Source organism: Aquitalea sp. USM4 (genome assembly GCF_004328945.1).
In the GTDB taxonomy this organism is placed as follows: domain Bacteria; phylum Pseudomonadota; class Gammaproteobacteria; order Burkholderiales; family Chromobacteriaceae; genus Aquitalea; species Aquitalea pelogenes.
Genome location: NZ_CP029539.1, coordinates 1,550,466 through 1,563,306, shown reverse-complemented (window position 1 = coordinate 1,563,306; position 12,841 = coordinate 1,550,466). Strand labels below are relative to the sequence as shown.

The following is a 12,841-nucleotide window of genomic DNA, read 5'->3' as shown; positions in this document are numbered from 1 at the left end:
TACGGGTAATGCAAGCCGCCTAGTGGCGGGACACACCGGACAACAGCAGGCCGGCACCGACAAAAGCCCCGCCGGATACCTGGTTCACCAGCTTCAGGCGACGGGCGCTATTGAGCCAGCCTGCCAGGCGGGCTCCGCCACTGGCGTAGGCAAACTGCCAGGATGCTTCAATCACATAAAACGTGGCTGCCAGCACGGCCAGCTGCGGCCCCTGCGGCAGTCGCGCGTCCATGAACTGCGGGAACAACGCGGTAAAAAAGATGAAGGCCTTGGGATTGCTCATCGACACCAGAAAACCGGTGCGGAACATCATCCACGGCGTATGCCGGGCGCTGCTGTCTTCTGCCACTTCCGTCACCGGTTGCGGGATAGCGCGCCAGGTCTTGATGCCCAGGTAAATCAGATAGGCGGCACCGGCGTATTTTACGATAGAAAACAGTTGTTCCGATGCGGCCAGCAAGGCACCCAGGCCGGCAGCCGAACCCAGCATGATGATGCCAAGGCCGGTCATCAGGCCCAGGCAGGTCACGGCGGTGCGGCGCACGCCATGGTGAATGCCGTGGGTCATGGCCAGCAGCATGTTGGGGCCGGGGGTGGCGGAAACAAAAAACACGGTGGTGACAAACAGCAACCAGGTATTCAACGGCATGGCAGTACTCCGGCAAGGGTGGGGAGAATGGCACGCCGGGCGTGCCATTCACTTGCATGTGGTGATGACTGCGATCAGGCGGCGCGTTCGCTCAGAATGGCCACTGCCGGCAGGGTCTTGCCTTCCAGGAATTCCAGGAAAGCGCCACCACCGGTGGAGATATAGCTGATGTCATCGGTAATGCCGTACTTGGCAATCGCCGCCAGGGTGTCACCGCCACCGGCAATGGAGAAGGCCGGCGACTGGGCGATGGCCTGTGCCAGGGTCTTGGTGCCATTGCCGAACTGGTCGAACTCGAAGACGCCGACCGGGCCGTTCCATACCACGGTACCGGCCTTGGCAATGATGCCAGCCAGTTCGGCGGCGGAATCGGGGCCGATGTCCAGAATCATGTCGTCAGCGCCCACCTCGGCCACCGGCTTGGTGGTGGCGGCGGCGGTTTCGGCAAATTCGGTGGCGCACACCACGTCGCTGGGCAGCGGTACATCGCCGCCACGGGCGCGGATCTTGGCAATCACCTTCTTGGCTTCCTCTACCAGATCAGCTTCAGCCAGCGATTTGCCGATGTTCTTGCCTTCGGCCAGCAAGAAGGTGTTGGCAATGCCGCCGCCCACGATCAGCTGGTCCACCTTGTCGGCCAGCGATTCCAGAATGGTCAGCTTGGTGGAAACCTTGGAGCCGGCCACAATGGCCACCAGCGGACGTGCCGGGGCCAGCAGGGCCTTGCCCAGTGCGTCCAGCTCGGCAGCCAGCAGGATGCCGGCGCAGGCGGTGGGGGCAAACTGGGCTACCGCGTGGGTGGAGGCTTCGGCGCGGTGGGCGGTGCCAAAGGCATCGTTGACGAATACGTCGCACAGGCTGGCGTAGGCCTGGCCAAGCTCGGCATTGTTCTTCTTCTCGCCCTTGTTCAGGCGTACGTTTTCCAGCATCACCACTTCACCGGCAGCCACATTCAGGCCGGCTTGCCAGTCGGCAACCAGGCGTACCGGCTTGCCCAGCAGGGCGGACAGGCGCTCGACGACCGGTGCCAGGCTGTCTTCCGGCTTGGGTTCGCCTTCGGTCGGACGGCCCAGGTGGGTCATCAGGATGACGCCGGCACCGGCGTTCAGGCTGTGTTCGATGGACGGCAGGCTGGCGCGGATGCGGGTGTCGTCGCCGATCACGCCATTTTTCACCGGCACGTTCATGTCAACACGGATCAGTACGCGTTTGCCGGCCAGGCCCAGCTCGGTCAGTTTGTTGAATTTCATCGGTGGCTCGCTTTTATCTGTTGAATGCGATTGGCGACCGCCTTCGTGGGAGAAGGCCGTACAGCCGTATTCGGGCTTGGCGATAGTGTAAGCGCAATGACATATGACTGGCAGCCTTGTCACTGCGCTGGCTATCGCTGTAGCTACTGTACCGGGCTGTCTGCATGCGCAACAGACAGCAGATCAAGTAGTGTATTTATTACAGCAGTTGGCTCTTGCACCCTGCCCTGCTGGCTGTTAAGCGCCGCGCCAGGCCGCAGCCTGGGCGGGGGTGTTTGCCCTGGGGCACAGTGGCGGGAGCATGGCTCAACCGGCTCACCCGTCAACCCTTTTAACTGCAGGAAAGCAGGCGGACATGTATCCTGCCTGCGGCTGCTGACAACGTAATTGGTGCGATGTGGCAGGACCCGGCAAAGCCGGGCCTTCCGGCTAGCAGCTTGATTCCGCAGCCTTCCATCTATTCCCGATCCCCCCGCCCTTGCCCAGCACGGAAGCCTCGCTTTCTTTCCAGAAAGCGAGAGGGGTTTGTCAGCAAGCTGACGCGGATGCATCCGGCCTGCTTTCGTATGCTGCAAGGCCCCGCAGGGCCATGTCTTACTTGGCTTCGAACATGGCGCGAGCGGTTTTCAGCATCTGGTTGCTGAAGCCCCACTCGTTGTCGTACCAGGCCAGTACCTTCACCATGTTGCCGCCAGTCACCTTGGTCAGGGTGGCGTCAAAGGTGGAGGCTTCGGTGCTGTGGTTGAAGTCGGAGGAAACCAGCGGCAGGGTGTTGAAGCCCAGTACGCCCTTCATCGGGCCTTCGGCAGCAGCCTGCAGGATTTCGTTGACTTCGTCCTTGGTGGTGTCACGGCCGGACTTGAAGGTCAGGTCAACCAGCGAAACATTGATGGTGGGAACGCGCACGGCGAAGCCATCGAGCTTGCCCTTCAGTTCCGGCAGCACCAGACCCACGGCCTTGGCGGCACCGGTCTTGGTGGGGATCATGTTTTCGGTGGCGGAACGGGCGCGGCGCAGGTCCTTGTGACGCACGTCGGTCAGCACCTGGTCGTTGGTAAAGGCGTGGATGGTGGTCATCAGGCCCTTGGTCACGCCAATGGTGTCGTTCAGTGCCTTGGCCACCGGTGCCAGGCAGTTGGTGGTGCAGGATGCGTTGGACACCACGGTCATGGCGCTGGTCAGCACGTTGTGGTTCACGCCGTACACGATGGTGGCGTCAACGTCGTCACCACCCGGGGCGGAGATCAGCACCTTCTTGGCACCGGCATCCAGGTGAACCTGGCACTTTTCCTTGCTGGTGAAGGCACCGGTACATTCCAGTACCAGGTCTACATTCAGGGCTTTCCACGGCAGTTCGGCCGGATTGCGGGTGGAGAAGAACGGAATCTTCTCGCCGTTGATCAGCAGGTTTTCTTCATCGTGGGCGATGTCTGCCGGAAAACGACCGTGCACGGTGTCGAACTTGGTCAGGTGGGCGTTGGTGGCCAGATCGCCAGTAGCGTTGACGGCAACAACCTTGAAATCGTTGTGCAGGTTGTATTCGTAAATGGCGCGCAGAACCTGACGGCCAATACGGCCGTAGCCGTTGATCGCGATGCGAATGGTCATACTATTACTCTCCCGGAAAGTCTGGTGCCTCCCCGCGTGAGCGGGTCAGAATGGAGACACCACAAAAATAAGGCCACCCCTGCTTTGTTTTTGGATGGGGTGGCCTGTGCTTTATTTACTGGATGATGTTCTTGGTCTTGGCGACGACATTGTCGACGGTGAAGCCGAATTCCTTGAACAGTACGCCTGCCGGTGCGGATTCGCCGAAATGGTCGATACCGACCACGTCGCCTTCCAGACCGACATACTTGCGCCAGAAGTCCGGCACGCCGGCTTCAATGGCCAGGCGCGGCAGGCCGGCCGGCAGCACGCTTTGCTGCCAGGCCTTGTCCTGCTGGTCGAACACATTGGTGCAGGGCATGGACACCACGCGCACCGCAATGCCTTCAGCTGCCAGTGCTTCCTGTGCCTTTAGCGCCAGTTCGATTTCCGAACCGGTGGCAATCAGCACGGCGCGGGCATCGGCCGCATCACGCAGCACGTAGCCGCCACGGGCAATGTCCTTCACCTGCTGTGCATCACGCTGCACGAAAGGCAGGTTCTGGCGGCTGAGGATCAGGCTGCTCGGCGTGGTTTTCTGTTCGATGGCATGTGCCCAGGCCACCGCAGCTTCGGTGGTGTCACACGGGCGCCAGGTGTGGTGATTCGGGATCATGCGCAGTGTGGCCACTTGTTCCACCGGCTGGTGGGTGGGGCCGTCTTCGCCCAGGCCGATGGAATCGTGAGTGAACACGAACACCGGGTTGATCTTCATCAGCGAGGCCATGCGCAGTGCATTGCGGGCGTATTCGCTGAACATCAGGAAGGTGCCGCCGTAGGGGCGCAGGCCACCGTGCAGCGTCATGCCGTTCATGATGGCGGCCATGCCGAACTCGCGTACGCCATAGCTGATGTAGTTGCCGTTACCGGCAGCGTCGATCCACTTGGAGCCAGACCAGTTGGTCAGGTTGGAGCCGGTCAGGTCGGCCGAGCCGCCTACAAACTCAGGCAGGCTGGGCGAGAAGGCTTCCAGTGCAATCTGGCTGGCCTTGCGGGTGGCCACGGTCTGGGCTGCGTCGACGATCTTGGCGATGGCGGCGTCACGGGCTTCGGCCCAGGCAGCCGGCAGTTCGCCCTGCATGCGGCGCTCGAATTCGGCAGCCAGTTCCGGGTAAGCGGCGCGGTAGGCGTCAAACTGCTTGTTCCATTCGATCTCGGCCAGTGCACCCTTGTCGCGGGCGCTCCAGGCAGCGTAGATGTCGGCCGGAATTTCAAACGGCGCATGCGGCCAGTTCAGGGCTTCGCGCGCGGCGGCAATTTCAGCCGCGCCCAGCGGTGCGCCGTGCACGTCGTGGGTGCCTTGCTTGTTGGGCGAACCAAAACCGATGGTGGTCTTGCAGCAGATCAGCGTCGGGCGGTCGCCCTTCTTGGCAGTTTCGATGGCAGTGGCAATTTCCACCGGATCGTGACCGTTGACGTTCTTGATCACCTGCCAGCCGTAGGCTTCGAAGCGGGCCGGGGTGTTGTCGGTAAACCAGCCTTCAACGTGGCCGTCGATGGAAATGCCGTTGTCGTCCCAGAAGGCGATCAGCTTGGAGAGGCCCCAGGTGCCGGCCAGCGAGCAGGCTTCGTGGCTGATGCCTTCCATCAGGCAACCGTCACCCAGGAATACCCAGGTGTTGTGGTCAACGACGGTGTGGCCGTCACGGTTGAACTGGGCGGCCAGCATTTTTTCGGCCAGCGCCATGCCCACCGCATTGGTGATGCCCTGGCCTAGCGGGCCAGTAGTGGTTTCCACGCCCGGTGCATAACCGTATTCCGGGTGGCCCGGGGTTTTGGAATGCAGCTGACGGAAGTTTTTGAGGTCGTCGATGGACAGATCGTAGCCGGTGAGGTGCAGCAGGCTGTAGATGAGCATGGAGCCGTGCCCGTTGGAGAGCACGAAGCGGTCACGGTTGGACCAGGAAGGGTTGGCAGGATTGTGCTTCAGGTGATCGCGCCACAGCACTTCAGCGATATCAGCCATGCCCATCGGGGCGCCGGGGTGACCAGATTTTGCCTTTTCCACTGCGTCCATGGAGAGGAAACGAATGGCGTTGGCTAGCTCGGTTCGGGTGACCATTTCAGGAAAACCTCAAAAACAATAAAGGGGGCGGGACAGATGCGGTACGACAGTCAGCCCGCAACCCGTGCATGGCACCGGCATGGATTAACCGCCGCTAAATCATGGGATTATCCCTGATTTTGCCGCATTGCGGCAACCGTCACGGCGCAGCTTGTGCGCTGTTTTCGTGCAATTTCAATGCATTGTTGACAGCATTGCTGCGCGCAGCGCCACGCGTCCGGCCCGGGGCTGGCGGGCAGATGGGCTTGACCAGCCTGCTGCTCTGGTGGACAGTCGGCGCAGGTTTTCGGGTTTTTGCCATCAAACAGCCGGACAGGAGCACGCATGCAGACTGAATTTCCCGCACGCATCAATGCACGCCAGGTGGGCTATGCACGGGGCTGGCGCTGGATTGTGGAGGCGTTTTATCTGGTGCGGCAGCAGCCACTCACCTGGATGCTGCTGGCCGGTGGCTATCTGCTCATCCACTTTGCCGTGGCGGCCATCCCCTTGCTGGGGGCACCGCTCACTTTCTTTCTGGCCCCGATCTTTGCCGGCGGCTTCGTGCTGGCCGCACAGCAGGCCGAACAAGGCCGCGAACTGAAGCTGCGCGCCCTGTTTGCCGGGTTCGACCGCGCACCGCGCGCCTTGCTCAATGTCGGCATGCTGTATCTGGCCCTGTTGTTGCTGGCCATGATGCTGCTCAGTGCCGCCATGCCCTTATTGGGCCTGCAACTGATAGCAGCGCAGAATGCGCAGGAGCTGCCCAGGCTGGAAGGCCCGGTCGGGTTGTTCATGCTGCTCAGCGCCGCGCTGATGTTCCTGCTCAGCCTGTGCTACTGGTTTGCGCCCGCGCTGGTGGTACTGAATGGCCTGGGTCCGTGGCAGGCGCTGCGGGACAGCTTTCGCGGTGGTATTGCCAACTGGCAGGCGGTGCTGCTCAGTGCCTTCATGCTGGCCGTGTTGCTGTTTCTGGCCGTGTTGCCGCTGGGGCTGGGCTTGCTGCTGTGGTTTCCGGTGCTGTATGTCACCGCCTACACCGGCTGGAAAGACCTGTTCGCACCGCAGACGGCTTGAACAGGCCGGGCCAGGTTCAGTGACTGAGCGCGCTGCGCCGCATGTCCACATGCAGGATGCCGCCATCGTCATAAGGCTGTGACACCGCGACAAAGCCGAAACGCTCGTACAGCCCCTGGGCGGCGGTCTGGGCCGACAGCATGATGGGGGTGGCAGGCCACAATTGCAGGCAGTGGGCCACCGCTTCCGCCAGCAATTGCTGGCCCAGGCCCTTGCCGCGTGCTGCTGGTTCCAGTACCACCCGACCGATGGCGCTGGCATCCGGATACTTCTCGCCCGGTGTAATCAGGCGTGCGTAAGCCAGCAATTTGCCGTGACCATCGCGGCCCAGCAGGTGGTGACAGTGCAGGTCCACGCCATCCACATCGCCATAAATGGATTGTTGTTCCAGTACGAATACCCGGTCGCGCAACTGCAGCATTTCATACAGTGCAAGCGGGGAAAAGCCGTCAAACGGGTGGCATTGCCACTGCAACAGGCTGGCCATAGTAGAATTGCCCTCGAAAATGAATGGCGCAGCGCGCCTGTCCTGCCGATATGGTGTCGGAAACCGTGGATGGCGTCGCTGCAAATGAACACGTGTAAACCTATCACACAAGCAAGCTCTGCCCATGAACAGTAATGATCTCTTTGACGATGCGCTGCCCGCCACCGGCATGCAGCCGCCCGTGACACCGCCCGCCCCGCCGGCAGATGCGCAGTCGGGCGACTGGATTCCGCTGGACCAGTATGCCGAGCGTGCCTATCTGGAATACGCCATGAGCGTGGTCAAGGGCCGCGCGCTGCCGGAAGTGGCCGACGGCCAGAAACCGGTGCAGCGCCGCATTCTGTATGCCATGCGCGACATGGGCCTGGTACATGGGGCCAAGCCGGTCAAGTCGGCCCGTGTGGTGGGTGAAATCCTGGGTAAATACCACCCGCACGGCGACAGCTCGGCTTACGAGGCGCTGGTGCGCATGGCGCAGGACTTCACCCTGCGCTACCCGCTGATCGACGGCCAGGGCAACTTCGGCAGCCGCGATGGCGACGGTGCCGCCGCCATGCGTTACACCGAAGCACGCCTGACGCCGATTGCCGAGCTGCTGCTGGGCGAAATCGACATGGGCACGGTGGATTTTGTGCCCAACTATGACGGCGCATTTGAAGAGCCTGCCCTGCTGCCGGCGCGCCTACCCATGGTGCTGCTCAACGGTGCATCCGGCATTGCCGTGGGCATGGCCACGGAAATTCCGCCGCACAACCTCACCGAGGTGGCACGCGGCTGCCTGGCCTTGCTGGCCAACCCGGAGCTGACGACCCGCCAGCTGATGGACTACATCCCCGGCCCGGACTTCCCCGGCGGTGGTCAGATCATCACCCCGTTTGACGACATCCTGGCGGCGTATGAAGGTGGCCGTGGCAGCGTGCGGGTGCGTGCCAAGTGGGAAGTGGAAAAACTGGCGCGAGGCCAGTGGCGCGTCATCGTGTCCGAGCTGCCGCCCGGTTCTTCCGCGCAGAAGGTGCTGGCCGAGATTGAAGAAGCCACCAATCCCAAGCTCAAGACCGGCAAGAAGGCGCTGACGCAGGAACAGCAAAACCTCAAGAGCCTGATGCTATCGCTGCTGGACCGCGTGCGCGACGAATCGGACAGCCAGAACCCGGTGCGGCTGGTGTTCGAACCCAAGTCCAGCCGGCAGGACCCGGACGAGTTCATCAACATCCTGCTGGCGCAAACCAGTCTGGAAGGCAATGCCTCGATGAACCTGGTGATGATCGGCCTGGACGGTCGCCCGGCGCAGAAGGGCCTCAAGGCCATTCTGAGCGAGTGGATCGCCTTCCGCCGCAGCACCGTCACCCGCCGCCTCAAGCATCGCCTGGGTCAGGTGGAAAAGCGCATCCATATTCTGGAAGGCCGCATGATTGCCTTCATCCATATCGATGAAGTCATCCGCGTCATCCGCGAATCGGACGAACCCAAGCCCGACCTGATGAAAGCCTTCGGCCTGTCCGAAGCGCAGGCCGAGGACATTCTGGAAATCCGCCTGCGCCAGCTGGCGCGGCTGGAAGGCTTCAAGCTGGAGAAAGAACTGTCCGAGCTGCGCGAAGAACGCGAAGGCCTGCGCCATGTGCTGGATACGCCGGACGCCCTCACCCGCCTGATCCGCGACGAAATCATGGCCGACACTGCCAAATACGGCGACCAACGCCGTAGTGAAATCAAGGCGGCCGAACGTGCCGTGCTGACCCAGACCATCGCCGACGAGCCGGTCACCATCATCCTGTCGCAAAAAGGCTGGATCCGCGCCCGCGTCGGCCACAATGTCGACCTGTCCGCGCTGGCCTTCAAGGATGGCGACAGCCTGCACACCGTGGTGGAAACCCGCACCGTGTGGTCGGTCATCGTGCTGGACAACAAGGGCCGCGCCTACACCATCGACCCGGCGGATGTACCCACCGGTCGTGGCGACGGCGTGCCGGTGGCCTCGCTGGTGGATTTGCAGGATGGTGCCAAACCAGCGCAGATGATTTCCGGCAAGGATGAAGCCCGCTTCGTGGTGGCCGGTTCCGGCGGTTATGGCTTTGTGGCCAGGCTGTCCGACATGGCGGGCCGGGTCAAGGCGGGCAAGGCCTTCATCACGCTGGACGATGGCGAAAGCGTCATCACTCCGGTGGCGGTGGCCGCCAATGCCGACCTGACCACCCTGCGCCTGGTGGCCGCGGCGGACAATGGCCGTCTGCTGGCCTTCCCTGCGGGCGAGCTGAAGGAAATGGCCAAGGGCCGTGGCCTGATGCTGATGGGGCTGGACACGGGCGAATCGCTCACCGCCATCGGGCTGGTCAAGGGCGACAAGGCCGTGCTGGCCACGGTATCGGTGCGTGGCAAGGTGGCAGACGAAAAACTGGCCTTGGCCGAGTTCGACGCCAAGCGCGGCAAGAAAGGCAAACTGATGCCGAAGAAGTGGACGGTATCGGCCATTGGTGATGTGCCCACGGCTGACACGCCATGATGTCGCAACGCTCGCTGCCGCTGAGTCCGCGCAAGGCCCTGGCCTTTGTCAACGGCTTTCGCGCCATCATGCTGCTGGTGTTGCTGTTCATGTCGCTGCTGCAAGGCAGCGAAGGGCAGCGGCTGGTCGACGGTGGCGGGCATTTCAATCTCTGGGCCGTGGTGTATGGCTGCCTGATTGCCAGCTGGTTTGCCCTGCGCGATGGCAAGATTGCCCATACCCTGCAGCTGTCGCTGGCCATTGTGGCCGACATCCTGATGATTGTCTGGCTGATGGGCATGAACGGCGGCGTCAAAAGCGGCTATGGCATGCTGTTGCTGCCCTACCTCGCGGTAGCCGGCCTGCTGTCCTCTGGCCGCTTTGCGCTGTTTTACGCCTCCATCGCCACCGCCAGCCTGTTCGGTTATGTCGGTTACGAGCATGTCCGCAGCCACATGCTGTTTGGCAGCACCAACGATTTGTTCCAGACCGGCCTGTTGTCGCTGGCCGGTTTTGTCACCTCGGTGGTGACTTACCAGCTGGCGCGCGTGGCGCGTGAATCCGAAGAGCTGGCTTCACGCCGCGGCGGCGAAATTGCCAACCTCAACCGGCTGAACGAACTGGTGCTGCAAAGCCAGCGCGATGCCGTCATCGTGCTGGACGAAACCGGCACCGTGCGGCAATTCAATGCCCAGGCCGTGCGCTACTTCCCCAGCATGCAACGTGGCATCCTGCTGCCGGAACTGTCACCCATCGTCGAGCGCTGGCGCATCAACAACCATTCCCCGATGCCGGTATTTGTCGAGCGCAATGTGCGTGGACGGCAACTGGGTGGCCGCATGGTGCCCATTCTGGCCGGTGACCTGCGCGGCGTAGTGATGTTCCTGCGCGATATGGCCGATATGGCTGAAGAAGCCAAACGCATCAAGCTGGCGGCGTTGGGCCGGCTCACCGCCAATATCGCCCATGAAATCCGCAACCCGCTGGCCGCCATCTCCCATGCCGGTGATTTGCTGGCCGAAGGCGCGGAAGACCCGGCCACCCAGCGGCTCACCCGTATCGTGCGTGACAACGCCAAACGGATTAACGGTCTGGTGGAAGAAGTGCTGATGCTGGGACGACGCGACCGGGTCAAAACCGAAACCATCAAGCTGTCCCAGTTCCTGGCTGATTTTCTGGATCAGTTCGGCATGGCCCAGCCCGATGCCGCCGGACGCATCCTCACTATCTTCCACAGCACCGACAGCATCTATTTCGACCGCGGTCATCTGGGGCAGATCCTGTCCAACCTGGTGGGCAATGCCTGGCGTCACTCCTCACGGGTGCATGGTGCGGTATGCATTGAAATCAACCATATCGAAACCCAGGTGCTCATCCGTGTCATGGACGATGGACCGGGCATGAGCGAAGACGCACAGTTACACCTGTTCGAACCCTTTTTCACTACCGAAAGCACCGGCACCGGGCTGGGACTCTATATTGCCCGGGAACTGGCCGAGGCCAATGACGCACGCCTCGACTACATCCCGCCCGGTGGTGTTTTCTGTCTGAGCTGTCATCTAGCCTATGAATAATGCCCCCCTGCGCGTACTGGTCGTGGACGACGAACCGGACATCCGCGAACTGCTGGAACTCACCCTGATCAAGATGGGCCTGGACGTCATCACGGCCGGCAATGTCAGCGATGCCAAGGCGCGCCTGCAGCGCGAACCCTTCAATCTGGTGCTTACCGACATGCGCATGCCGGATGGCGAAGGCATTGAAGTGGTCGAATTCATTGCCGAACAAGGACTGGACATCCCCAGCGCCATCATCACCGCCTACGGCAGCACCGAAAACGCAGTCAAGGCCATGAAGGCCGGCGCGTTTGACTATCTGTCCAAACCCATCAGCCTGGCCCAGTTGCGCACCCTGGTGAAATCGGTACTCAAAGTGGATGGCAATGGCAAATCCAGCAGTATCGAACGCCTGGTTGGCGACTCGCCTGCCATGCTGGAAGTCCGCCGCATGGTGGACAAGCTGGCGCGCAGTCAGGCCGCTGTCTATATCAGTGGCGAATCGGGCACCGGCAAGGAGCAAGCCGCCCGCCTGATCCATGAACAAAGCGGACGCGCCGAACGCCCCTTTGTTCCGGTCAACTGCGGTGCCATTCCGGAAAACCTGATGGAAAGCGAATTCTTTGGCTATCGCAAAGGTGCCTTCACCGGTGCCGACAGCGAGCGCGACGGATTCTTCCAGCAAGCCGCCGGCGGCACCCTGTTTCTGGACGAAGTTGCCGACCTGCCGCTAGCCATGCAAGTCAAACTGCTGCGCGCCATTCAGGAAAAGAAGGTGCGCAAACTGGGCAGCCCGCAAGAAGACCCGGTTGATGTGCGCATCATCTGCGCCACCCACAAGGACCTGGCAGCCCTGGTCGAAGCCGGCCAGTTCCGTCAGGACCTGTACTACCGGCTCAATGTACTGCCGCTGCGCATGCCGCCACTGCGCGAACTGCGCGAGGACATTCCCCGCTTCATCGGCGCCCTGCTCGACCGCTTCGCCACCGCCGACAGCCGACCGCGTCTCACCCCGGATGCGGTCAAGGCCATGCTGGCTTACAACTACCCGGGCAACTTCCGTGAACTGGAAAACATCCTCGAACGCGCAGTAGCACTGGCCGGTGACGACAAGGTCGATGTCGCCGATCTGCAACTCACCCTCAGCCAGCCACTGCAGGAACAGGATGAAGCCATCCCCGGCTATGCAGGCAGCGAACCGTTGCAAGACTTTCTGGACCGGGTGGAACGGGAAGCCATCCTCAAGGCACTGGATGCCACCCGCTTCAACCGCACCCAGGCGGCAAAGCTGCTCGGCCTCACCTTCCGCTCCATGCGCTACCGGATGGACCGGCTCGGCATCAAATAAGAGCCCCGTCATCCGCCATCTATATAGAGTCATCGCCAACATCAGCATCCCGTTTGCAAAAAGCCCGGCTCAGCCGGGCTTTTTGCTGCCTGTGTCGGTGGCGAGACCAGCTTTTTGCGTCAGTTTCCTGCATGCGTCAGCGTCAGGATGGACGCCAGTGCGCCGCTGGCTGTGCACCCGCAGCAAAACAGTCATGAAACCCGAATTTCATAAAGTATTACCGTTCAGTGGCTTAGCGGTCTGTGCGACGGAATTTTGGCAAATCCTGCAGATTTCTTCGCACAAAGTGTTGACGAGGTTAGGC

General features: G+C 61.7%; 9 protein-coding genes. 4 read left to right on the top strand and 5 right to left on the bottom strand.

Annotated features, from left to right (window positions below; translation table 11 throughout):
• Window positions 1–19 precede the first annotated feature (19 nt).
• The 4 genes from DKK66_RS07370 to tkt form a co-directional block, all read right to left on the bottom strand.
• A complete protein-coding gene (locus DKK66_RS07370; protein WP_045845884.1) occupies window positions 20–649 on the bottom strand; it encodes a LysE family translocator in 630 nt (209 codons plus the stop codon).
• A 74-nt stretch (window positions 650–723) separates the two neighbouring features.
• Window positions 724–1,899, bottom strand: coding sequence for a phosphoglycerate kinase (locus tag DKK66_RS07365; RefSeq protein WP_131356722.1), 1,176 nt, complete (start codon window positions 1,897–1,899; stop codon window positions 724–726).
• A gap of 594 nt (window positions 1,900–2,493) precedes the next feature.
• Window positions 2,494–3,507 (bottom strand): type I glyceraldehyde-3-phosphate dehydrogenase, encoded by a 1,014-nt coding sequence (gene gap / locus DKK66_RS07360; RefSeq protein ID WP_062791334.1) that lies wholly within the window; start codon window positions 3,505–3,507, stop codon window positions 2,494–2,496.
• 115 nt (window positions 3,508–3,622) lie between these two features.
• On the bottom strand, window positions 3,623–5,608 hold the full coding sequence (tkt, locus tag DKK66_RS07355) for a transketolase (protein ID WP_131356719.1): 1,986 nt from the start codon (window positions 5,606–5,608) through the stop codon (window positions 3,623–3,625).
• A gap of 327 nt (window positions 5,609–5,935) precedes the next feature.
• Here tkt and DKK66_RS07350 point away from each other — a divergent pair, with 327 nt between their 5' ends.
• Complete coding sequence (locus DKK66_RS07350; RefSeq protein ID WP_131356716.1) at window positions 5,936–6,667, top strand: BPSS1780 family membrane protein; 732 nt, start codon at window positions 5,936–5,938, stop codon at window positions 6,665–6,667.
• Window positions 6,668–6,683: 16 nt separating this feature from the next.
• On the opposite strand, the gene DKK66_RS07345 is transcribed toward DKK66_RS07350, so the two are convergent.
• Entirely contained in the window at window positions 6,684–7,154 is a 471-nt protein-coding gene (locus tag DKK66_RS07345) for a GNAT family N-acetyltransferase (RefSeq protein WP_131356714.1), read from the bottom strand.
• 169 nt (window positions 7,155–7,323) lie between these two features.
• Between DKK66_RS07345 and parC the strand changes: the two genes are divergently transcribed.
• The 3 genes from parC to DKK66_RS07330 are packed head-to-tail and all read left to right on the top strand — an operon-like array spanning window position 7,324 to window position 12,537.
• A complete protein-coding gene (gene parC, locus DKK66_RS07340; RefSeq protein WP_207389884.1) occupies window positions 7,324–9,654 on the top strand; it encodes a DNA topoisomerase IV subunit A in 2,331 nt (776 codons plus the stop codon).
• A complete protein-coding gene (locus DKK66_RS07335) occupies window positions 9,651–11,207 on the top strand; it encodes a nitrogen regulation protein NR(II) (protein WP_242673584.1) in 1,557 nt (518 codons plus the stop codon). Before parC ends, DKK66_RS07335 begins: the two co-directional genes overlap by 4 nt.
• Entirely contained in the window at window positions 11,200–12,537 is a 1,338-nt protein-coding gene (locus DKK66_RS07330) for a sigma-54 dependent transcriptional regulator (RefSeq protein WP_131356708.1), read from the top strand. The genes DKK66_RS07335 and DKK66_RS07330 overlap by 8 nt, the downstream gene beginning before the upstream one ends.
• The last annotated feature ends 304 nt before the right edge of the window (window positions 12,538–12,841 follow it).

Coding starts and splice junctions, on each gene's coding strand:
- gap (WP_062791334.1), bottom strand. CDS start 3,507: ATGACCATTCGCATCGCGATCAACGGCTACGGCCGTATTGGCCGTCAG.
- tkt (WP_131356719.1), bottom strand. CDS start 5,608: ATGGTCACCCGAACCGAGCTAGCCAACGCCATTCGTTTCCTCTCCATG.
- parC (WP_207389884.1), top strand. CDS start 7,324: ATGCAGCCGCCCGTGACACCGCCCGCCCCGCCGGCAGATGCGCAGTCG.
- DKK66_RS07330 (WP_131356708.1), top strand. CDS start 11,200: ATGAATAATGCCCCCCTGCGCGTACTGGTCGTGGACGACGAACCGGAC.
- DKK66_RS07335 (WP_242673584.1), top strand. CDS start 9,651: ATGATGTCGCAACGCTCGCTGCCGCTGAGTCCGCGCAAGGCCCTGGCC.
- DKK66_RS07365 (WP_131356722.1), bottom strand. CDS start 1,899: ATGAAATTCAACAAACTGACCGAGCTGGGCCTGGCCGGCAAACGCGTA.
- DKK66_RS07350 (WP_131356716.1), top strand. CDS start 5,936: ATGCAGACTGAATTTCCCGCACGCATCAATGCACGCCAGGTGGGCTAT.
- DKK66_RS07370 (WP_045845884.1), bottom strand. CDS start 649: ATGCCGTTGAATACCTGGTTGCTGTTTGTCACCACCGTGTTTTTTGTT.
- DKK66_RS07345 (WP_131356714.1), bottom strand. CDS start 7,154: ATGGCCAGCCTGTTGCAGTGGCAATGCCACCCGTTTGACGGCTTTTCC.